This is a genomic window from Streptococcus mitis (assembly GCF_016658865.1).
GTDB lineage: Bacteria > Bacillota > Bacilli > Lactobacillales > Streptococcaceae > Streptococcus > Streptococcus mitis_BT.
The window spans coordinates 1837229-1857052 of record NZ_CP067992.1; the positions used below are offsets into that span (position 1 = coordinate 1837229).

31 protein-coding genes are annotated in these 19824 nt (G+C 41.1%); all 31 read right to left on the minus strand.

Annotation, left to right across the window (positions count from 1 at the left end):
- Positions 1–540: 540 nt before the first annotated feature.
- Positions 541–957, minus strand: coding sequence for a GNAT family N-acetyltransferase (locus JJN14_RS08955; protein ID WP_000628386.1), 417 nt, complete (start codon positions 955–957; stop codon positions 541–543).
- Positions 958–968: 11 nt separating this feature from the next.
- A complete protein-coding gene (locus JJN14_RS08960) occupies positions 969–1664 on the minus strand; it encodes a GNAT family N-acetyltransferase (protein ID WP_201058472.1) in 696 nt (231 codons plus the stop codon).
- 193 nt (positions 1665–1857) lie between these two features.
- Entirely contained in the window at positions 1858–4359 is a 2502-nt protein-coding gene (gene leuS, locus JJN14_RS08965; RefSeq protein ID WP_201058473.1) for a leucine--tRNA ligase, read from the minus strand.
- Positions 4360–4519: 160 nt separating this feature from the next.
- Positions 4520–5212 carry a histidine phosphatase family protein gene (locus JJN14_RS08970; protein WP_201058474.1) on the minus strand — a complete coding sequence of 231 codons (693 nt, stop codon included), beginning with the start codon at positions 5210–5212 and terminating at the stop codon, positions 4520–4522.
- A gap of 244 nt (positions 5213–5456) precedes the next feature.
- Entirely contained in the window at positions 5457–6794 is a 1338-nt protein-coding gene (locus JJN14_RS08975; RefSeq protein WP_201058475.1) for a PFL family protein, read from the minus strand.
- A 9-nt stretch (positions 6795–6803) separates the two neighbouring features.
- A complete protein-coding gene (locus tag JJN14_RS08980) occupies positions 6804–7070 on the minus strand; it encodes an ACT domain-containing protein (protein WP_000644124.1) in 267 nt (88 codons plus the stop codon).
- A gap of 264 nt (positions 7071–7334) precedes the next feature.
- Complete coding sequence (gene rplQ / locus JJN14_RS08985) at positions 7335–7721, minus strand: 50S ribosomal protein L17 (RefSeq protein ID WP_000331493.1); 387 nt, start codon at positions 7719–7721, stop codon at positions 7335–7337.
- A gap of 11 nt (positions 7722–7732) precedes the next feature.
- Complete coding sequence (locus JJN14_RS08990) at positions 7733–8668, minus strand: DNA-directed RNA polymerase subunit alpha (protein WP_201058476.1); 936 nt, start codon at positions 8666–8668, stop codon at positions 7733–7735.
- 42 nt (positions 8669–8710) lie between these two features.
- On the minus strand, positions 8711–9094 hold the full coding sequence (gene rpsK / locus JJN14_RS08995) for a 30S ribosomal protein S11 (protein ID WP_001118385.1): 384 nt from the start codon (positions 9092–9094) through the stop codon (positions 8711–8713).
- Between the two features lie 17 nt (positions 9095–9111).
- Positions 9112–9477 (minus strand): 30S ribosomal protein S13, encoded by a 366-nt coding sequence (rpsM, locus tag JJN14_RS09000; RefSeq protein ID WP_000090781.1) that lies wholly within the window; start codon positions 9475–9477, stop codon positions 9112–9114.
- A 17-nt stretch (positions 9478–9494) separates the two neighbouring features.
- Positions 9495–9611 carry a 50S ribosomal protein L36 gene (rpmJ, locus tag JJN14_RS09005; protein ID WP_001808836.1) on the minus strand — a complete coding sequence of 39 codons (117 nt, stop codon included), beginning with the start codon at positions 9609–9611 and terminating at the stop codon, positions 9495–9497.
- Positions 9612–9635: 24 nt separating this feature from the next.
- The gene (gene infA, locus JJN14_RS09010; RefSeq protein ID WP_001029883.1) at positions 9636–9854 is read right to left on the minus strand and encodes a translation initiation factor IF-1; all 219 of its coding nucleotides are present in this window, start codon (positions 9852–9854) and stop codon (positions 9636–9638) included.
- Between the two features lie 116 nt (positions 9855–9970).
- Positions 9971–10609 (minus strand): adenylate kinase, encoded by a 639-nt coding sequence (locus JJN14_RS09015; protein ID WP_201058477.1) that lies wholly within the window; start codon positions 10607–10609, stop codon positions 9971–9973.
- A gap of 150 nt (positions 10610–10759) precedes the next feature.
- Positions 10760–12070, minus strand: a complete 1311-nt coding sequence (gene secY / locus JJN14_RS09020; RefSeq protein WP_201058478.1) for a preprotein translocase subunit SecY — start codon at positions 12068–12070, stop codon at positions 10760–10762.
- Positions 12071–12082: 12 nt separating this feature from the next.
- Positions 12083–12523: a 50S ribosomal protein L15 gene (gene rplO / locus JJN14_RS09025; RefSeq protein ID WP_000766089.1), complete on the minus strand. Its 441-nt coding sequence runs from the start codon at positions 12521–12523 to the stop codon at positions 12083–12085.
- A 144-nt stretch (positions 12524–12667) separates the two neighbouring features.
- Positions 12668–12850 carry a 50S ribosomal protein L30 gene (rpmD, locus tag JJN14_RS09030; RefSeq protein ID WP_000057241.1) on the minus strand — a complete coding sequence of 61 codons (183 nt, stop codon included), beginning with the start codon at positions 12848–12850 and terminating at the stop codon, positions 12668–12670.
- A 13-nt stretch (positions 12851–12863) separates the two neighbouring features.
- Positions 12864–13358 (minus strand): 30S ribosomal protein S5, encoded by a 495-nt coding sequence (rpsE, locus tag JJN14_RS09035; RefSeq protein ID WP_000874202.1) that lies wholly within the window; start codon positions 13356–13358, stop codon positions 12864–12866.
- Positions 13359–13375: 17 nt separating this feature from the next.
- Complete coding sequence (gene rplR, locus JJN14_RS09040; protein ID WP_000624044.1) at positions 13376–13732, minus strand: 50S ribosomal protein L18; 357 nt, start codon at positions 13730–13732, stop codon at positions 13376–13378.
- 83 nt (positions 13733–13815) lie between these two features.
- Positions 13816–14352 carry a 50S ribosomal protein L6 gene (gene rplF, locus JJN14_RS09045; RefSeq protein WP_000086626.1) on the minus strand — a complete coding sequence of 179 codons (537 nt, stop codon included), beginning with the start codon at positions 14350–14352 and terminating at the stop codon, positions 13816–13818.
- A gap of 177 nt (positions 14353–14529) precedes the next feature.
- On the minus strand, positions 14530–14928 hold the full coding sequence (gene rpsH / locus JJN14_RS09050; RefSeq protein ID WP_000245504.1) for a 30S ribosomal protein S8: 399 nt from the start codon (positions 14926–14928) through the stop codon (positions 14530–14532).
- Between the two features lie 180 nt (positions 14929–15108).
- Entirely contained in the window at positions 15109–15294 is a 186-nt protein-coding gene (locus JJN14_RS09055; RefSeq protein ID WP_001085697.1) for a type Z 30S ribosomal protein S14, read from the minus strand.
- Positions 15295–15311: 17 nt separating this feature from the next.
- Positions 15312–15854 carry a 50S ribosomal protein L5 gene (gene rplE, locus JJN14_RS09060; RefSeq protein WP_000013542.1) on the minus strand — a complete coding sequence of 181 codons (543 nt, stop codon included), beginning with the start codon at positions 15852–15854 and terminating at the stop codon, positions 15312–15314.
- A gap of 23 nt (positions 15855–15877) precedes the next feature.
- A complete protein-coding gene (gene rplX, locus JJN14_RS09065; protein ID WP_000497691.1) occupies positions 15878–16183 on the minus strand; it encodes a 50S ribosomal protein L24 in 306 nt (101 codons plus the stop codon).
- Positions 16184–16260: 77 nt separating this feature from the next.
- The gene (gene rplN, locus JJN14_RS09070) at positions 16261–16629 is read right to left on the minus strand and encodes a 50S ribosomal protein L14 (protein ID WP_000616545.1); all 369 of its coding nucleotides are present in this window, start codon (positions 16627–16629) and stop codon (positions 16261–16263) included.
- 25 nt (positions 16630–16654) lie between these two features.
- Positions 16655–16915, minus strand: coding sequence for a 30S ribosomal protein S17 (gene rpsQ, locus JJN14_RS09075; RefSeq protein WP_000440801.1), 261 nt, complete (start codon positions 16913–16915; stop codon positions 16655–16657).
- Positions 16916–16939: 24 nt separating this feature from the next.
- Complete coding sequence (gene rpmC / locus JJN14_RS09080) at positions 16940–17146, minus strand: 50S ribosomal protein L29 (protein WP_000772918.1); 207 nt, start codon at positions 17144–17146, stop codon at positions 16940–16942.
- 9 nt (positions 17147–17155) lie between these two features.
- A complete protein-coding gene (rplP, locus tag JJN14_RS09085) occupies positions 17156–17569 on the minus strand; it encodes a 50S ribosomal protein L16 (RefSeq protein WP_000960946.1) in 414 nt (137 codons plus the stop codon).
- A 3-nt stretch (positions 17570–17572) separates the two neighbouring features.
- Positions 17573–18226, minus strand: a complete 654-nt coding sequence (gene rpsC / locus JJN14_RS09090; protein ID WP_000529936.1) for a 30S ribosomal protein S3 — start codon at positions 18224–18226, stop codon at positions 17573–17575.
- A gap of 12 nt (positions 18227–18238) precedes the next feature.
- Complete coding sequence (gene rplV, locus JJN14_RS09095) at positions 18239–18583, minus strand: 50S ribosomal protein L22 (protein WP_000818137.1); 345 nt, start codon at positions 18581–18583, stop codon at positions 18239–18241.
- Positions 18584–18594: 11 nt separating this feature from the next.
- A complete protein-coding gene (rpsS, locus tag JJN14_RS09100; protein ID WP_000533766.1) occupies positions 18595–18876 on the minus strand; it encodes a 30S ribosomal protein S19 in 282 nt (93 codons plus the stop codon).
- A gap of 103 nt (positions 18877–18979) precedes the next feature.
- Positions 18980–19813: a 50S ribosomal protein L2 gene (rplB, locus tag JJN14_RS09105; protein WP_000512911.1), complete on the minus strand. Its 834-nt coding sequence runs from the start codon at positions 19811–19813 to the stop codon at positions 18980–18982.
- Positions 19814–19824 lie beyond the last annotated feature (11 nt).

Below are 19824 nucleotides of genomic sequence, written 5' to 3' on the forward strand. Positions count from 1 at the left end.
TCTTTTCTAGCCTATGATATAGAACTAGTACTCAATTCCTTTTTATTATCCCATAGTTCACAAAATTTGTCAAAGGTTTATATCCTCATCCATTCAGCTTCTCCAACTTTAGAATCTGTCCAATAAATTTTACAAGATTAAGCGAAAGTTATCGGAAAATGATTTTTAGAATAGTCCCAAAAATCCTGAAATAGAGCCAAAAAACTCCACCTGATTGGGTGGAGTTAAGGGAGATTATTATGAAAAAGAAAAGTTTAGGATTTTATTAAATAAAGTTAGGAGGTCTTTATTTAATAACTATATGTTACAAGACGAAGCTTAAAACTAGCTTAACTTTTCTCAAATTTTACTATTCTGCAAAAAAATTTCTATCACTAGCACTTCACCTCACAAAAAAGCCACCTGATTGGGTGACTTCATTAGGAGATTATGATGAAAAAAAGTTTTAGGATTTCATTAAATAAAGTTAGGAGGTCTTTATTTAATGGTTATATAATACTAGACCAGTCTTAAATTTTGCTTAATAAAAAACAAATTTTATTATTTTTCTCGATTCATCCAAGTCATTCCTATACAATTATAGGTGGATAAGATTTCAAAGCCCATAGAACGATAGAATCCCAAGGTTCTTTCTGTCTGGTCTGTCACCAGCTGGACTTGATAGGCATCTTTGTAATCCTCTAAAGCCTCTTTCATCAAGGCGCTACCAATCCCTTGACGCTGATAGATTGGTAAAACAATTAAATCCTGAACCAATACTGATGAGAATCCATCGCCAACCAAACGAATCAAGCCTACCACAGCATCGCCATCAAGTGCCACATAAATCGCTAATGAATGAGATAAGGCCTGCTCCAGCATCTCTGGTTGATGGGTATAATTTGTCCAACCGACAGCCTGATAGAGATGCAAAACATCCTCTAGCTTGACAATTTCTTGCTTTTTAATAGTAATCATCTCAACACCTCTTAAAGCTCTCTCAAGCTCTTGTACTGCTGTCCATTTTTATCAAAGTTTTCAGGAGTCAGCCATGCTATCAAACGAGATTTGACTTTGGGCCAGTCCTTATCAATCATAGACAACCAATCCGTATCCCTCGTACGCTCCTTATAAACCACTGCCTGACGGAAGGTTCCTTCATAAATAAATCCCAAACGCTCCGCAGCTCGTCTGGATGGCAGATTTAAGGCATCGCATTTCCACTCATAGCGACGATAGTTAAGCTCTTCAAAGACATAGCGAGCCATTAGATACTGGACTTCTGTCCCTATCCGTGTCCCCCTGAGTTTTGGAGAAAAAGTGACAGCTCCCACTTCTATTACTCGATTATTCTGGTCAATACGCATGAGAGAAAAAGTTCCCAAAACCTTACCAGTTACCTTGTCTATGATTGCATAGTAAAAACGGTCCTTACGAGCTAACATCTGATTTAAAAGGGTAACCAGCTCCTCCATATCTGCCACTGGTTCCTGAAAGAGGTAGGTCCACATCTCCCGAGGAGTATCCGGACCATAAACAGCTAGCAAATCCTCCGCATGCTTTTCTACCGAGAGAGCCTCTATTCGAGCATAACGCCCTTCTAAGAGATCAATAGCAGGCAATTCACCATGTGTATAACCTTCCATTGACTCACCAATCATCTGACCATATTCATTTACTGTCATAGCTTTCTCCTTGTTTCGCTTTTCAAACTTTATAGTTGCCCATAGTATATCATACTTTCATAAGAAGATTCAAAAAATCCTCCAGATTCTACTCTGAAGGATTCCTATCTTATTTCACAACGATATTAACGAGTTTAGTTGGCTCAAACAGTTTGGGAAACTGTTTGAGGTTGGAAATCAGCAAATAAATTGGTTATTTCACAACGATATTAACCAATTTATTTGGTACACTAATCACTTTCACGATTTCCTTACCGTCAATTTCTGCTTTGACTTTTTCATCAGCCAGAGCAATTTCTTGCAATTCTTCGCGTGATAGGTCTTTAGCGACCATGAGTTTGGCACGAACTTTTCCTTTGATTTGGACAACGATTTCGATTTCGTCTTCAACCAATTTACTTTCGTCCCATGTTGGCCAAGCCACGTAAGAGATTGATTCACCTGTTGCTGCAACAGTTTGCCAGAGCTCTTCTGCCAAGTGAGGTGCAAATGGTGCGATCATTTGGATAAAGCCTTTAGCGTAGTCTACATAAAGTTTTTCTTCCTTGTTAGCGGCGTTAACAAAGACCATAAGTTGGGCAATAGCTGTGTTGAATTTCATAGACTCGATTTGCTCTGTGACAGCTTTAACGGTTTCGTTATAAACCTTGTCAAGGGCACCATTGTTTTCCGCAACAATTTCCTTACTTGTAATCAAACGGTAAACACGGTCAAGGAACTTACGGCTTCCTTCCAGACCTTCTTCTGACCAAGCAATTGAAGCATCAAGTGGCCCCATGAACATTTCATAGACACGAAGGGTGTCGGCACCGTATTGTTCCACAACATCGTCTGGGTTGACAACGTTCTTGAGCGATTTAGACATCTTAGCTGGTGCTTGCTCCAATTCTTCTCCTGTTTCCACATGGAAGAAAGAACCGTCACGTTTTTCAACCTTATCAGTTGCCACAAGAGCCCCACGGTGGTCACGGTAGCTAGTTCCCAAAATCATCCCTTGGTTAAAGAGTTTTTGGAATGGTTCCTTAGTTGGAACGACACCGAGGTCATAGAGGAATTTGTGCCAGAAACGAGCATAAAGCAAGTGAAGTACAGCATGCTCTGCACCACCCACGTAGATATCTACTGGCAACCATTGTTTGAGAAGGTCCTCATCAGCCAATTTCTCAGTATTGTGTGGATCAATATAGCGAAGGTAGTACCAGCTTGAACCTGCCCATTGTGGCATAGTGTTGGTTTCACGACGACCTTTAACACCATCTTCACGAGTCACTTCAAGCCAGTCTGTCAAGTTAGCCAATGGACTTTCCCCTGTACCTGAAGGACGGATATCCTTGGTTACAGGCAAGACAAGTGGCAATTCGCTTTCAGGGACAGCTGTTGAAGTTCCGTCTTCCCAATGAATGATAGGAATTGGCTCACCCCAGTAACGTTGACGACTGAAGAGCCAGTCGCGGAGACGGTAAGTCACCTTCTCTTGCCCGCAACCTTTTTCTTCCAACCAAGCCACAATCTTAGCAATTGCGTCTTCTTTATTCAATCCATCTAGGAAGTCTGAATTGACATGAAGCCCATCTTCTGTGTAGGCAGCTTCTTCAACCTTTCCACCTTCAAGTACTTCTACGATTGGAAGCTCAAATTGTTTGGCAAATTCCCAGTCACGTTGGTCATGGGCAGGTACAGCCATTACCGCTCCTGTCCCGTAACTAGCAAGAACATAGTCCGCAATCCAGATTGGGATTTCCTTGCCATTGACAGGGTTGATAGCATAGGCACCTGTCCAAACCCCTGTTTTTTCCTTGGCAAGGTCTGTACGAGCCAAGTCTGATTTCAGACTAGCTTGGTGTTTGTAGTCTGCTACAGCCTCTGCTTGCTCTGGACTTGTGATAGCGTCAACCAAGTCATGCTCAGGAGCCAAGACAGTGAAAGTCGCACCGAAAAGGGTGTCAGGACGAGTGGTAAAGACTGTGAATTCCTTGTCTGTTCCCTTAACTTTGAAGGTTACATTGGCACCAGTTGATTTACCAATCCAGTTGCGTTGCATGTCCTTGATAGACTCTGGCCAATCAAGCTCGTCTAAGTCATTAAGCAAGCGCTCTGCATAGGCCGTGATTTTGAGCATCCATTGGCGCATTGGTTTACGGACAACTGGATAGCCTCCACGCTCAGACGTTCCATCAGGAAGGACCTCTTCGTTGGCGATGGCTGTTCCCAATTCCTCAACCCAGTTTACTGGCACTTCCGCTTCATAGGCCAAGCCTTTTTCGTAAAGCTTAGTGAAAATCCATTGTGTCCACTTGTAGTAGTTTGGATCTGTTGTGTTGACTTCACGATCCCAGTCGTAAGAAAATCCAAGCGCATTGATTTGGCGTTTGAAGTTGGCAATGTTCTCAGCTGTAAATTCTGCTGGGTCATTACCTGTATCCATAGCGTATTGCTCTGCAGGCAAACCAAAAGCATCCCAACCCATTGGGTGAAGGACATTGTAGCCTTGCGCACGTTTGTAACGGCTGAGGATATCGGTTGCAGTATAACCTTCTGGGTGTCCTACGTGAAGACCCGCTCCAGACGGATAAGGGAACATATCGAGAGCATAAAACTTCGGTTTTGATGCATCTGTTCCTGTCTTAAATGTATGATGTTCTGCCCAGTAGCCCTGCCACTTAGGCTCAATTTCTTTATGATTGTAAAAACTCATGGTCTCTCTCCAATTTTGTGATGTTACTATTATACCATTTTTGAGGGAATTTTAAAGACGAGAAATGTTCTTTTAGGCTTGTATGACAAGAAAGCCTGAATCGCAAATCCAGCTTATGTAGCAGTATAAAAAATTAGCCCCCATTTGGAGCTAACTTCTATTAACTATTTGTCTCTTCCATCTTCTCCCGCCCTAGTTCTCGGTAACTACGGTCGCCGACAACTTCTACGCTAAACTGGCCGTCCTCATATTCAAGGATGGTCACACTACCATTATCTAGACCATGCGGATGCATGCCATTGATTAGATAAACAATGGTTCCAATGGTCATTCCGTGGCTAACAACAAGGGCATTTCCCCCACCTTGTTCTTCCATTTCTTTGGCAATCGCTTCAAAGCCTTCCTTGATTCGGCTACTGAGTTTTTCCCAGCCTTCAGCCCAACCAGCTGTATCAACCTCCACCAAGCCCTCAGCCAGTTCAGCATAAGACAATTGGTGAACGTGATCCACATTAAAGATACGAGGAATAATACCCATGAAAAGATCACCATCGTAGGCTCCGTCAAAGCTACCAAAACACCACTCTCTGATACGCTTGTCCATGCGATAAGGGATTTTTCCCTGCAAGCCAAGTTCTTCAAGGATAATTCCCATAGTCTGAATGGTACGACCAGAATCACTCGAATAAGCACGCTCAAACTGTAGATCAGATTCTTGTAAACCGATTCCTAATTCTTGAATCCCTCGCTCACCTTCAGCCGTTAAGGGAGTATCGCTCCAACCTTGCGCTCGACCAATCGTGTTAAACATGGTCTTGCCATGACGTACCAAATACAATCGTACTTTTACCATTTTCCGTCCTCCGTTTGTCTCTATTATATCATGGATGATAAAACAAAAGCCACCCATACAGGCGACTTTTGCAGGAGATTATTATGAAAAAGTTTAGGAGTTCTATTAAATAAAGATATTAGATGAAAATCAAATTCAAACTAAATCAGAGTTATCTGTTTCAAATAATATTAGGAGGTCTTTATTTAATGATTATAGTATACACAGCTAACCTTAAATAGAACTTAAAATTTCTCCTATTTTCTTAATTTTTAAAGCTATGAATTGGTGCTGGGATTTGTCCTCCACGAGAAATGAAATCAACAGACGAAGCCCCATTGACCTTCATAACAGGCGCAGTTCCTAATAGGCCACCAAACTCAATCATATCGCCTTCTTTTCCTTTTGGAATGATACGAACAGCCGTTGTCTTCATGTTAATAACACCAATTGCAGCTTCATCTGCAATCATAGCCGCAATGGTTTCAGCAGGCGTATCTTCTGGGATGGCAATCATATCCAAACCAACAGAACAGATAGCCGTCATGGCTTCTAGTTTTTCTAAATTAAGAGAGCCATTTTGCACTGCAGCAATCATCCCCTCATCCTCAGAAACAGGGATAAAAGCACCAGACAAACCACCTACTTGGTTGCAGGCCATCACTCCGCCCTTCTTAACTTGATCGTTCAAGAGAGCCAAGGCAGCAGTCGTTCCATGCGTTCCAACTGTTTCTAGTCCCATTTCCTCAAGTACACGTGCCACAGAATCTCCAACCGCAGGGGTTGGCGCCAAACTCAAGTCAACAATACCAAATTCCACACCTAATCTCTCGCTTGCCATTTGACCAACCAATTGACCGATACGAGTAATTTTAAAGGCAGTCTTCTTAACTGTTTCAGCTACTACATCAAAGCTCTCCCCACGAACTTTTTCCAAGGCACGCTTGACCACACCAGGACCAGAAACCCCGACATTGATGATAACATCTGCTTCCCCAACACCGTGGAAAGCACCTGCCATAAATGGATTGTCTTCAACCGCATTAGCAAATACAACCAACTTGGCTGCGCCCATATCGGATAGAGTTGCCGTATCCTTGATAATACGTCCCATATCTGCCACAGCCGTCATATTAATACCAGACTTGGTTGAGCCGATATTGACTGAAGAGCAGACCTTATCCGTTTCAGCCAAAGCACGAGGAATAGAATTGATGAGAATTTCATCTCCCTTTTGATACCCCTTTTGTACCAAGGCAGAGAAACCACCAATAAAGTCCACACCAATCTCTTTCGCAGCCTTATCAAGCGCTTTTGCCAGAACCACATAGTCTGTTGCATCTGTCGCTGCTCCAATCAGAGAAATAGGAGTCACCGATACACGCTTATTAACGATTGGAATTCCCAACTCAGCTGCAATTTCATCACCAACAGCTACTAAATTAGCTGCCTTAGTCGTAATCTTTTGATAAATTTTCTCCGCAGCACGATTGATATCTGGATCGATACAGTCCAAAAGGGAAATTCCCATTGTAATGGTTCTGATATCAAAGTTTTGCTCCTCAATCATGGCGATGGTTTCAGTAACTTGTCTAATATCCATGTGCACCTCCTAGATATTATACATAGCTTCGAAAATCGCTGCACTCTGAATATTGATTTTCACATTCAAAGTTTGTCCAAAAGCTTCAAATTCATTACGAAGATAAGTGAAATCTTGTTTTTCATCACTAGAGACGACAGCCATCATCGTGAAATATTCATCCAAGACAGTTTGAGAGATATCATCAATATTCAAACCCAATTCTGCAATTTTACCAGAAACACCTGCAACAATTCCAGATTTATCTTTACCAACAACAGTTATAATCGCTTTCATAAGCAAACTCCAATTCTTCTTTTAATAGGAAACCTGAACATTAAACAGGATTCTTTTCAAATAGTATAGCATAATTCTAACGAAAATACTCAAAAACGCCTGCTTACGAAGTTGTTCTTAAGCAAAAAACAATTTCGTAAACAAGCGTCTACTATCCCAACTTATGATGAGTGTTCCCGCTAGGACCGAAATCCTAGCGGTAGACCAGAGCTAGACTAAGAGCACAATACTCCATCATCATAACACTCAACAAAATTGATGATTTTATACTAATTCGATGATCGCCATTGGCGCTGCATCACCACGACGTGGTTCAGTTTTAAGGATACGAGTGTATCCACCGTTACGTTCAGCATAACGAGGTGCGATTTCTGAGAACAATTTTTGAAGTGCTGTAGTAGAAGTGTACTTGTCAGTAGCTTCATCATAGTTTTCAGATGCGATTTCATTACGTACAAAAGCCGCTGCTTGACGACGTGCATGCAAATCACCACGTTTACCTAGAGTAATCATTTTTTCAACAGTTTTACGGATTTCTTTAGCACGAGCTTCAGTTGTCACGATTGATTCATTGATCAAAAGGTCAGTTGTCAAATCGCGAAGCATTGCTTTACGTTGTGAGCTAGTGCGTCCTAGTTTACGGTAAGCCATTTATTCCTCCTTTATTTATCTTTTAATCCAAGACCCAAATCAATGAGTTTGAGTTTCACTTCTTCCAAACTCTTGCGTCCAAGATTTCTTACTTTCATCATCTCTGCTTCAGATTTTTCTGTTAAATCATGCACAGTATTGATACCGGCACGTTTCAAACAGTTGTATGAACGCACAGACAAGTCCAGTTCCTCAATCGTACGATCCAAAATACGGTCGTCAGATTCAGTATCAGCTTCTTTCATCACTTCAGTTGACTTAGCAATCTCAGTTAGATTTGTAAACAAATCAAGATGTTCAGTCAAGATACGTGCTGAAAGCCCTAAAGCATCTTCTGGAATAATTGTTCCATTTGTCAAGATTTCAAGGGTTAATTTGTCAAATCCATCATTGCTACCTACACGAGCAGGTTCCACTTGATAGTTGACTTTTGTAACTGGTGTATAAATAGAATCTACAGCAAGTGTTCCAACTGGTGCATTATCCTTTTTATTTTCATCAGCAGGTACATATCCACGACCACTGTTAACAGTCATAGTCGCTTTTATAGAAGAACCTTCACCGATTGTAAAAAGATAATGATCTGGATTTACAATTTCAATATCGCTATCTGTCAAAATGTCACCAGCTGTTACTTCAGCAGGACCTTCAACATCTAGTTCGATGATTTTTTCGTCTTCAACGTACGATTTCACTGCAATTCCTTTAATGTTCAGAATGATTTGCATCACGTCTTCACGAACACCTGGAACTGTGTCAAACTCATGTAACACACCATCAATGTTGATAGATGTCACAGCTGCTCCTGGTAGAGAAGCTAGAAGTACACGACGAAGAGAGTTACCAAGAGTTGTACCGTAGCCACGTTCAAGCGGTTCGACTACAAACTTGCCATAATCTTTATTTTCATCAATTTTTGTTATATTTGGTTTTTCAAACTCGATCATTTAGTTACTCCCTCTTAAACGAAAAGCAGTGTAATGCGATGATTATACACGGCGACGTTTTGGAGGACGAGCACCATTGTGTGGCACTGGAGTCACATCACGAATTGCTGTTACTTCAAGACCAGCGGCAGCAAGCGCACGAATAGCTGACTCACGACCAGAACCTGGACCTTTTACAGTAACTTCAACTGATTTAAGACCGTGTTCTTGTGCAGATTTAGCAGCAGCTTCAGAAGCCATTTGAGCAGCGAATGGTGTAGATTTACGAGAACCTTTGAAACCAAGAGCACCAGCTGATGACCAAGCAATTGCATTACCATGCACATCAGTAATCATAACAATAGTGTTATTAAATGTAGCGTGAATATGAGCAATACCAGATTCGATATTCTTTTTCACACGACGTTTACGTGTTGGTTTAGCCAAGACTTTTACCTCCTATATTATTTTTTCTTACCAGCAATCGCAACAGCTTTACCTTTACGAGTGCGAGCGTTGTTTTTAGTGTTTTGTCCACGGACAGGAAGTCCACGACGGTGACGGATACCACGGTATGAACCGATTTCCATCAAACGTTTGATGTTCAAGTTTACTTCACGACGAAGGTCACCTTCAACTTTGATTGCATCCACTTCACGACGGATAGCATCTTCTTGATCTGATGTAAGATCACGTACACGAACATCTTCTGAGATTCCAGCAGCAGCCAAAATTTTCTTAGATGTTGCAAGTCCGATACCATAAACATAAGTCAATGAGATTACCACGCGTTTGTCATTTGGAATGTCAACTCCAGCAATACGAGCCATGTTTTCTCCTTTCTATATTATCCTTGACGTTGTTTGTGTTTTGGATTTGCTGGGCAAATTACCATAACACGACCATTACGACGAATTACTTTACAGTATTCGCAAATTGGTTTGACCGATGGTCTTACTTTCATTTCTTATCCCTCCAAGTTTTTCGATTATTTAAAGCGGTAAGTGATACGTCCACGTGTCAAGTCATATGGACTCATTTCGACAGTAACACGATCTCCCGCTAAAATACGAATATAGTTTTTACGAATTTTACCAGAAACTGTTGCTAAAATCTGATGTCCATTTTCAAGTTCAACCGTAAACATTGCATTCGGCATTGTATCAACTACTTTGCCTTCAACTTCAATCACATCGTCTTTTGCCACGCAAAAGCACCTCCATAAATTTCGATTCGATGCCTCTAGACACAGAGACAACAATTATAAGTCAGACTATCTCAGTATAACATTTGTAGCGGATTTTTGCAAGTGTGAAAAACGCTTTATTTCAAATTTGTCAATACTTTTTCGATATCTGAGAAGACATCATTGATATCTTGATTACCTTCGATGTCATGAACCAAACCTTTAGCACGGTAGTGAGCAATGATTGGTTCTCCTTGAGCAATATTAACGTCCAAACGACGTTTCACTGTCTCAGGCTTATCATCTTCACGTTGGTAGTAATCTTCTTCTTTATAGTCAACTGGTGGGTTAAAGACCTTGTGGAAAGTTTCTCCAGTTACGCGGTGGATGATACGGCCACTCAAACGTTCCAAGAGGCTATTTGGATTCACTTCAATGTTGATAACACCTTCTAGTTCAATGCCAAGTTCAGCCAATGTTTTATCCAAGGCATGAGCTTGTTCGATTGTACGTGGGTAACCATCCAACAAGAATCCTGTTTCTTTAATATCATCTTGTGAAAGACGTTCTTTTACGATTCCATTTGTAACTTCATCAGGAACCAATTCACCCTTGTCAATGTATGACTTAGCAAGAACACCCATTTCAGTTTGATTTGCCATAGCAGCACGGAACATATCACCTGTTGAGATATGTGCAACATGGAATTGTTCTACGATTTTTGCTGCTTGAGTTCCCTTACCTGCACCTGGTAAGCCCATAATCAAAAGATTCATGATTTGATCTCCTTATTTTATTTTTAAATAGAAGCAAAAAGTCTTTTCACCCCTATTTAAAAACAAAATAGAAGAGGGGAGACCAAACTCTCACAAATGTCAGAGTTTAAACCTCCACTCCCTCAGTATTTACTGATTCAGTAAATACTTTTATTCTGTTCTGTCCATGAAACCAACATACTTACGTTTCAATAGGTATCCTTCCAATTGTTTGATTCCTTCAATACCTGTAGAAATAATGATCAAAAGACTAGTTCCTCCAAAAGCAACTGCTTCTGAAAGTCCAAAGAAATCTTTTGCTACAATCGGTAAAATAGAAATCACACCAAGGAAGAGGGAACCAACAGTTGCAAGACGACGAAGAAGTTTAGACATATATTCTTCTGTACCTTTACCAGGACGAACTCCGTGGATATAGGCACCGCTCTTTTGTAGGTTCTCTGCCGCTTTTTCAGGATTAATCTGTACAAACGTATAGAAGAATGTAAAGAGAATAATCAACAAAGCATACATGACAATACCAGTTGGTGAAGTTGTTGCCAGCATTTCTTGTGCAGTTCTTACCCAAGCCCAATCATGACCTGTAGCGCTCAAAAACTGAAGAATAGCCGCAGGCGCTGCAGTAATGGAACTGGCAAAGATAACAGGGATAACTCCAGCAGGGTTTACCTTCAATGGAAGATAAGAGCTAGATGGAGCACCTTGTGCAACCTTCGTATATTGGATTGGAATTTTGTATTCTGCTTGTTGAACATAAGTTGTAAAGTAAATAATCAACAATACAGCAATAATCAAGATGATTACGAAAATGATAGATGAGTTGATACGGCTACTTGGAACGTTTACAAAGTAGTCTACATAGATTCCCTGAATCATCTCTGGAATTGAGGCAACAATCCCGGCAAAGATAATCATAGAAACTCCATTCCCGTATCCCTTATCTGTAATTTGCTCTCCCAACCACGTCACAATCATGCTACCAGCTGTTAAGATGATACCAATCATGATAAAGACTTGTGGAGTAAGAGCCGTTTTCAACAATTGAGCTCCAGCCAAAGTATTAAAACCAGCTGTAATCCCGATAGATTGCACAAAGGCTAGACCAAGAGCAATATAACGAGTAGCTTGATTCAATTTTCTTCGACCTACTTCCCCTTGTTTCCCCCACTCTACAAACTTGGGTAAAATATCCATTTGCAAGAGTTGGACAACGATAGAGGCCGTAATGTAGGGACTAACACCAAGAGCAAAAACTGAGAAGTTTTTCATGGCATTCCCTGACACCAAGCTCAACATGTTTAAGAAGGATAATCCACTTAAAGCATTCAAGCTATTGGCATTCACACCAGGAACTGTAATACTAGTCCCGATACGAAAGACCAAAACGATAAAAATTGTAAATAAAATTTTTGATCGAACCTGCTTGACTTTAAGAGCTTCTCTTAATAATTTAAAAAACATAGGTCACCTCTCTTAGATGACTTCTACTGAACCACCTTTAGCAGTGATAGCTTCTTCAGCTGATTTAGAGAATTTAGCTGCTTTAACAGTCAATTTCTTAGTCAACTCACCGTTACCAAGAATTTTAACACCTGATTTTTCAGCTTTAACAATTCCTGCTTCGATAAGAACAACTGGAGTAACTTCAGCACCATCTTCAAAGACGTTCAATTGGTCAAGGTTCACAATTGCGTATTCTTTAGCGTTGATGTTAGTGAATCCACGTTTTGGAAGACGACGGAACAATGGAGTTTGTCCACCTTCAAAACCAAGGCGAACTCCGCCACCGCTACGAGCTTTTTGACCTTTTTGACCACGACCAGATGTTTTACCGTTACCTGATGAAGTACCACGACCAACGCGGTTACGTACTTTACGAGAACCTTCTGCAGGTTTCAATTCATGAAGTTTCATTTTTATTTTCTCCTCTTTTGTAAAATGCTAGCGCCGATAAGGGAGAAAAGGTTGTCTCCCCCATCAACTCGCCTATACGACGTCATCATAGATGACTATATCTAGTTTTAGGGGATGGTATACTGCACATCCCCTAAAAATTCATTAGTTTACTTCTTCAACTGTTACCAAGTGAGATACTGCTGTGATCATACCACGGATAGCAGCGTTGTCTTCTTTAATAACAGAGCTGTTCAATTTGCCAAGTCCAAGTGCTACAACAGTTTTACGTTGTGATGGAATGCGTCCGATTGGAGACTTAGTCAAAGTAATTTTAATTTGAGCCATTTTATCCCCTTTCTTATGCCAAATCAGAAACTGAAATACCACGAAGGGCAGCAACTTCTTCAGCGCGTTTCAATTGTTTCAAACCTTCAACAGTTGCACGAACAATGTTGATTGGAGTGTTAGAACCAAGTGATTTAGATGTAATATCTGCCACACCTGCCAATTCCACAACGGCACGAACTGCACCACCAGCGGCAACTCCAGAACCTTCTACAGCAGGTTTCAACAATACTTTAGCTCCACCGAATTCTGAAAGAACTTCGTGTGGGATTGTTGTTCCAACCATAGGAACTTCGATCAAGTTTTTCTTAGCATCGTCTACTGCTTTACGGATTGCTTCTGGAACTTCTTGAGCTTTACCAGTACCAAATCCTACGCGACCGTTGTGGTCACCAACAACAACAAGAGCTGCGAAACGAAGACGACGTCCACCTTTAACAACTTTTGTAACACGGTTGACAGCAACTACGCGTTCTTCTAATTCAACTGCATTGTCTTTAAATGCCATTTTCTAGTGTCCTCCTATTAGAATTTCAATCCGTTTTCACGAGCTGCATCAGCCAAAGCTTTCACACGTCCGTGATATAGATATCCACCGCGGTCGAACACCACTTCTGAAATACCTTTAGCGTTTGCACGTTCTGCAACGAGTTTACCGACAGCAACGGCTTGTTCAGTTTTAGTTCCTTTTGAAACTTCTTTGTCAAGAGTTGAAGCACTTGCGAGCGTTACACCCGCTACGTCATCAATCACTTGAGCGTAGATGCCTGTATTAGAACGGAATACGTTCAAACGTGGGCGATCAGCAGTTCCAGAGAGTTTTCCGCGGACGCGACGGTGGCGTTTTTGGCGGAGTTTGTTTTTATCTGGTTTTGAAATCACAGTTTTCACCTCTTTAGTTTTAAATCGTGTGCTATGCACAAAGTTGGAAAATAGGTTGGTGGTTGAAAATCAACCACTCAACTTTATTTACCTGTTTTACCTTCTTTACGGCGAACGAATTCACCAACGTAACGGATACCTTTACCTTTATATGGTTCTGGTGAACGAAGGCTACGTACGTAAGCAGCTGTTTGACCAACTACTTCTTTTGAAATTCCGCTAACAACGATTGTTGTTGGGTTTGGAAGTTCAAAAGTAATTCCTTCTGGAGCTTCAACTTCGTCTGGATGAGATTTACCAACAGCCAAAACAAGTTTAGATCCTTGAAGTTGTGCACGGTAACCAACCCCGCGCATTTCAAGTTCTTTCTTGAATCCTTCTGATACACCAACAACCATGTTGTTCAAAAGGGCACGAGTAGTTCCGTGGATAGTTTTCATTTCTTTTGAATCGTTTGGACGGTGAAGAGTTACTTCAGTACCTTCCACACGGATTTCAATATCTTTTGAGAACTCACGAGTAAGTTCTCCTTTAGGTCCTTTTACAGTTACAACGTTGTCATTGTTAGTGATTTCAACACCAGCAGGCAACACGATAACTTTATTACCAATACGTGACATGTTTATTTTCTCCTGTTAAATTGTCAGGCCATAACGGCCAGTTTTCACGGGGGCTAAATCGATTTCTCGATTTAAGGTTTCAATTTCAAAGTGAATCTAGGCATCGTCTCGCAGGCATAACTTTGGGTTAGGCAAGAGACGATAACGAAGAGTCACAAAGAAATTGGGAGCTAAATATTACCAAACGTAAGCGATAACTTCTCCACCAACATTCTTTTGGCGTGCTTCTTTATCAGTAAGCAAACCTTCAGAAGTTGAAAGGATAGCAATTCCAAGTCCGTTAAGAACTTTTGGAAGGTCTTCACGTTTTTTATAGACACGAAGTCCTGGTTTAGAAACACGTTTCAAGTTAGTGATAACTTTTTCACCGTTTGGTCCGTATTTAAGGAATACACGGATGATGCCTTGTTTGTCATCTTCGATGATTTCAACGTTTTTTACAAAACCTTCGCGTTTAAGGATTTCAGCAATCCCTTTTTTGATGTTTGATGCAGGTACTTCAAGTACTTCGTGTTTAGCTTGGTTAGCGTTACGAATACGAGTTAGAAAGTCTGCGATTGGGTCAGTCATAACCATTTTATTTTTCTCCTCTTACTAGTAGTTTGCAAGTTGCACTTGCTAGTTAATGATTGAGCTAGGCTCAGAATATGTTTCTAGGTTTCAATTCCTAAGTGAGTCTAGGCATCTGCTTGCAGGCATAACTTGAGTTAGGCAAAAGAAGATAACGACGAATCACAACGGGATTGAAAGCTAGAATTACCAAGATGCTTTTGTTACACCAGGGATTTGTCCTTTGTAAGCTAATTCACGGAAGCAAACACGGCAAAGTTTAAATTTGCGGTAAACTGAATGTGGACGACCACATTTTTCACAACGAGTATAAGCTTGAGTAGAGAACTTCGCTGGACGTTTGTTCTTAGCAATCATTGATTTTTTAGCCATTAGATTTACCTCCTATATTATTTTGCAAAAGGCATTCCAAGGCCTGTAAGCAATGCACGTGACTCTTCGTCAGTGTTAGCAGTTGTTACGATAACGATGTCAAGACCACGAGTTTTGTCAACGTCATCGAAGTTGATTTCTGGGAAGATCAATTGTTCTTTCACACCAAGTGTGTAGTTTCCGCGTCCATCAAATGATTTTGTTGGAACACCGTGGAAGTCACGTACACGTGGAAGTGAAACTGAAACCAATTTATCCAAGAATTCGTACATACGTTCACCACGAAGGGTAACTTTTGCACCGATCGCAACACCTTCACGAAGACGGAAGCCGGCGATTGATTTTTTAGCTTTAGTGATAAGTGGTTTTTGACCTGAGATAAGTGCTAATTCTTCAGCAGCTTTTTCAAGGCTTTTAGCGTTTGATACAGCTTCACCAACACCCATGTTCAAAACGATCTTATCTACTTTAGGCACAGCCATCACTGATGAGTAGTTGAATTGTTCTGTCAAAGCAGGAACTACTTCATTAAGATATTTTTCTTTTAAACGATTTGCCATTATACTTCTCCTTTCCTTCGTGATTAATCAAGCACTTCGCCTGATTTTTTGTTGTAGCGAACTTTTTTACCGTCTACAAATTTGTAACCAACACGACCAGCTACACCATTTTTGTCCAAAACTTGAACGTTTGATACGTGGATAGCTGCTTCTTTCTCGATGATACCACCTTGAGGAAGCTCGTTAGTTGGACGTTGGTGTTTCTTAACGATGTTAACACCTTCAACGATAACTTTGTTTACTTTTGGAAGGGCAGTAAGGACAACAGCTTCTGTTCCCTTATCTTTACCAGCGATTACGCGAACTTTGTCGCCTTTTTTTACAAACATTAGGTTTCTCCTTGATTTTTCTTACGCCCATAAGGGCACCCTAGCTTAAAGCTAGGGGACTAGTTTGTTTCTAAAAATTAAAGTACTTCTGGAGCAAGTGACACGATCTTCATGAAGCCACCTTCACGCAATTCACGTGCAACTGGGCCAAAGATACGTGTTCCGCGAGGAGTTTTGTCTTCACGGATGATAACTGCTGCGTTTTCGTCAAATTTGATGTATGAACCATCAGCACGACGAGCACCTGATTTAGTACGAACGATAACTGCTTTAACAACGTCACCTTTTTTAACCGCACCACCAGGAGTAGCTTGTTTTACAGATGCCACGATAACATCACCGATGTTTGCAAATTTACGTCCTGAACCACCAAGAACTTTGATAGTCAAGATTTCGCGAGCACCGCTGTTGTCTGCGACTTTCAAACGAGTTTCTGTTTGAATCATTTCAGTTTTCTCCTTTCAGGTTTGATTAGATGATGACCGCTTCTTCAACAACTTCTACAAGACGGAAACGTTTTGTAGCTGAAAGCGGACGAGTTTCCATGATACGTACGATATCGCCTTCTTTGGCAACATTGTTTTCATCATGAGCTTTGTATTTTTTAGAGTAGTTAATACGTTTACCATAGACTGGGTGGTTACGTTTTGTTTCAACTACAACTGTGATTGTCTTGTCCATTTTGTCAGATACAACACGTCCAACAAGAACTTTACGATTATTGCGTTCCATTGAAATTTCTCCTTCCCTAGTCTATTATTTCGCTTCAGATTGAACTGTTTTAATACGAGCGATTTGTTTTTTAACTTCTTTCAAGCGAGCTGTTTGTTCCAATTGACCAGTAGCAGCTTGGAAACGAAGTTCAAACAATTCTTTTTTCAATTCGTTTTCGCGCTTCGCGAGTTCTTCTTGAGAAAGACCACGAAGTTCTTTAACAAATTCTTTTACTTCATTAAGTTTCATGCCTTCTCCTTATTCTGCTTCACGTTTTACGAATTTACATTTAACTGGCAATTTGTGGCTAGCAAGACGAAGCGCTTCGCGTGCAATCTCTTCAGATACACCAGCGATTTCGAACATCACTTTACCACGTTTAACTGGTGCTACCCAACCTTCAGGTGCCCCTTTACCAGATCCCATACGCACACCGATAGCTTTAGCAGTGTATGATTTGTGTGGGAAGATTTTAATCCAAACTTTACCACCACGTTTCATGTAACGAGTCATGGCGATACGAGCAGCTTCGATTTGGCGGTTAGTGATCCAGTGGCTAGTTGTAGCTTGAAGACCGTATTCACCGAATGCTACTTCTTTTCCACCTTTTGCTTCACCGCGCATTTTTCCACGGAATTCACGACGGTGTTTAACACGTTTAGGTACTAACATTGGTTATTTACCTCCTTTAGTGTTTTTGCGAGCTGGAAGAACTTCACCACGGTAGATCCATACTTTAACACCAAGTTTACCGTATGTAGTATCTGCTTCTTCCCAAGCGTAATCGATATCTGCACGAAGTGTGTGAAGTGGAACAGTTCCTTCAGAGTATCCTTCAGCACGGGCGATATCTGCACCGTTCAAACGACCTGATACTTGAGTTTTGATTCCTTTAGCTCCAGCACGCATTGCACGTTGGATTGCTTGTTTTTGTGCACGACGGAAAGCAACACGTTGCTCCAATTGACGAGCAATTCCTTCACCTACAAGGTGAGCATCCAAATCAGGTTGTTTGATTTCGATGATGTTGATGTGTACTTGTTTTCCAGTCAATTTGTTAAGTTTTGCACGGAGTGCATCAACGTTAGCACCACCTTTACCGATAACCATACCTGGTTTAGCAGTGTGAAGTGAAACGTTAACTTTGTTTACTGCGCGTTCGATTTCGATAGTTGAAACTGCTGCGTCAGCAAGTTCTTTTTGAACGAATTTACGGATTGCAAGATCTTCATGAAGGTAATCCGCGTATTCTTTTTCAGCATACCATTTGGCATCCCAATCACGGATGATGCCGACACGCATACCAATTGGATGTACTTTTTGACCCACGATTTTACCTCCTTATTTTTCTGCAACAGCTACAGTGATGTGAGCTGTACGTTTGTTGATTGGTGAAGCTGAACCTTTCGCACGTGGACGGAAACGTTTCATAGTTGGTCCTTCGTTTGCGAATGCTTCAGATACTACCAAGTTAGCTTTATCCAAACCAAAGTTGTTTTCAGCGTTAGCTACAGCTGAGTTCAAAACTTTCAAGATGATTTCAGCAGCTTTGTTTGGAGTGAATGTCAAGATTGCGATTGCATCGGCTACGCTTTTACCACGGATGTTATCAAGAACAAGACGTGATTTACGAGGTGAAACACGTACTGTACGAGCCATTGCTTTAGCTGAAGTAATTTCTGCCATTTATGTTCTCCTTATTTTCTACGTGTTTTCTTGTCGTCTGCAGCGTGACCTTTGTAAGTACGAGTTGGTGCAAATTCACCAAGTTTGTGACCTACCATGTCTTCTTGGATGTAAACAGGTACGTGTTTACGTCCGTCATAAACTGCAATAGTGTAACCAATGAAACTTGGGAAGATCGTTGAACGACGTGACCAAGTTTTAATAACTTTTTTCTTTTCGTCGTTAGCTTGAGCTTCAACTTTTTTCATCAAATGCTCATCGACGAAAGGTCCTTTTTTAAGACTGCGTCCCATTTTTATATTTTCTCCTTTAAATGTTGTACCACAGCGGCTTGCGCTCACATGGAGCGCTACCGAGCTGGCGGATTTACTAGTTGCTTAAGCGACTAGTTTAATATTATTTCTCGTTACGACGACGAACGATAAGTTTGTCAGATTTCGCTTTCTTGTTACGAGTTTTAAGACCAAGAGCAGGTTTGCCCCATGGAGTAGATGGTGCTTTACGACCAACTGGTGCTTTACCTTCACCACCACCGTGTGGGTGATCATTAGGGTTCATTACAGAACCACGAACTGTTGGGCGGATACCTTTCCAACGGCTACGTCCTGCTTTACCAAGGTTTACAAGTCCATGTTGTTCGTTTCCGACAACACCAACTGTAGCACGGCAAGTTCCAAGAATCATACGAACTTCACCTGATTGAAGACGAACAAGTACGTATTTACCTTCAGAACCCAATACTTGAGCAGATGCTCCAGCAGCACGTACCAATTCACCACCACGACCTGGTTTCAACTCGATGTTGTGGATCAAAGTACCAACTGGGATGTTAGCAAGTGGAAGAGCGTTTCCGACTTTGATATCTGCTTCTGGACCTGAAACGATACGTTGACCTACTTCAAGACCTTTTGGAGCGATGATGTATGCTTTCACACCGTCAGTGTAGTGTACAAGAGCGATGTTTGCAGAACGGTTTGGATCGTACTCGATTGTTTTAACAACTGCTTCAACGTTGTCTTTGTTACGTTTGAAGTCAACCAAACGGTAGAAACGTTTGTGTCCACCACCTTGGTGACGAACAGTGATACGACCGTTGTTGTTACGACCAGCCTTGCTCTTCAATGCAACAAGCAATGATTTTTCAGGAGTGCTTGTTGTGATTTCAGCGAAATCCAAAGAAGTCATATTACGGCGACCGTTTGTTGTTGGTTTATAAACACGAATTCCCACGATATTTCCTC

Coding starts and splice junctions, on each gene's coding strand:
- JJN14_RS08990 (WP_201058476.1), bottom strand. CDS start 8,668: ATGATCGAGTTTGAAAAACCAAATATAACAAAAATTGATGAAAATAAA.
- JJN14_RS08960 (WP_201058472.1), bottom strand. CDS start 1,664: ATGACAGTAAATGAATATGGTCAGATGATTGGTGAGTCAATGGAAGGT.
- rpsH (WP_000245504.1), bottom strand. CDS start 14,928: ATGGTTATGACTGACCCAATCGCAGACTTTCTAACTCGTATTCGTAAC.
- JJN14_RS09015 (WP_201058477.1), bottom strand. CDS start 10,609: ATGAATCTTTTGATTATGGGCTTACCAGGTGCAGGTAAGGGAACTCAA.
- JJN14_RS08955 (WP_000628386.1), bottom strand. CDS start 957: ATGATTACTATTAAAAAGCAAGAAATTGTCAAGCTAGAGGATGTTTTG.
- rpsS (WP_000533766.1), bottom strand. CDS start 18,876: ATGGGACGCAGTCTTAAAAAAGGACCTTTCGTCGATGAGCATTTGATG.
- secY (WP_201058478.1), bottom strand. CDS start 12,070: ATGTTTTTTAAATTATTAAGAGAAGCTCTTAAAGTCAAGCAGGTTCGA.
- rplN (WP_000616545.1), bottom strand. CDS start 16,629: ATGATTCAAACAGAAACTCGTTTGAAAGTCGCAGACAACAGCGGTGCT.
- rpmJ (WP_001808836.1), bottom strand. CDS start 9,611: ATGAAAGTAAGACCATCGGTCAAACCAATTTGCGAATACTGTAAAGTA.
- rplV (WP_000818137.1), bottom strand. CDS start 18,583: ATGGCAGAAATTACTTCAGCTAAAGCAATGGCTCGTACAGTACGTGTT.
- JJN14_RS08980 (WP_000644124.1), bottom strand. CDS start 7,070: ATGAAAGCGATTATAACTGTTGTTGGTAAAGATAAATCTGGAATTGTT.
- rpsE (WP_000874202.1), bottom strand. CDS start 13,358: ATGGCATTTAAAGACAATGCAGTTGAATTAGAAGAACGCGTAGTTGCT.
- JJN14_RS08970 (WP_201058474.1), bottom strand. CDS start 5,212: ATGGTAAAAGTACGATTGTATTTGGTACGTCATGGCAAGACCATGTTT.
- rplX (WP_000497691.1), bottom strand. CDS start 16,183: ATGTTTGTAAAAAAAGGCGACAAAGTTCGCGTAATCGCTGGTAAAGAT.
- rpmD (WP_000057241.1), bottom strand. CDS start 12,850: ATGGCTCAAATTAAAATTACTTTGACTAAGTCTCCAATCGGACGCATT.
- rplO (WP_000766089.1), bottom strand. CDS start 12,523: ATGAAACTTCATGAATTGAAACCTGCAGAAGGTTCTCGTAAAGTACGT.
- rplE (WP_000013542.1), bottom strand. CDS start 15,854: ATGGCAAATCGTTTAAAAGAAAAATATCTTAATGAAGTAGTTCCTGCT.
- rpsQ (WP_000440801.1), bottom strand. CDS start 16,915: ATGGAACGCAATAATCGTAAAGTTCTTGTTGGACGTGTTGTATCTGAC.
- rpmC (WP_000772918.1), bottom strand. CDS start 17,146: ATGAAACTTAATGAAGTAAAAGAATTTGTTAAAGAACTTCGTGGTCTT.
- JJN14_RS09055 (WP_001085697.1), bottom strand. CDS start 15,294: ATGGCTAAAAAATCAATGATTGCTAAGAACAAACGTCCAGCGAAGTTC.
- JJN14_RS08975 (WP_201058475.1), bottom strand. CDS start 6,794: ATGGATATTAGACAAGTTACTGAAACCATCGCCATGATTGAGGAGCAA.
- rplP (WP_000960946.1), bottom strand. CDS start 17,569: ATGTTAGTACCTAAACGTGTTAAACACCGTCGTGAATTCCGTGGAAAA.
- leuS (WP_201058473.1), bottom strand. CDS start 4,359: ATGAGTTTTTACAATCATAAAGAAATTGAGCCTAAGTGGCAGGGCTAC.
- rpsM (WP_000090781.1), bottom strand. CDS start 9,477: ATGGCTCGTATTGCTGGAGTTGACATTCCAAATGACAAACGCGTGGTA.
- rplQ (WP_000331493.1), bottom strand. CDS start 7,721: ATGGCTTACCGTAAACTAGGACGCACTAGCTCACAACGTAAAGCAATG.
- rplF (WP_000086626.1), bottom strand. CDS start 14,352: ATGTCACGTATTGGTAATAAAGTTATCGTGTTGCCTGCTGGTGTTGAA.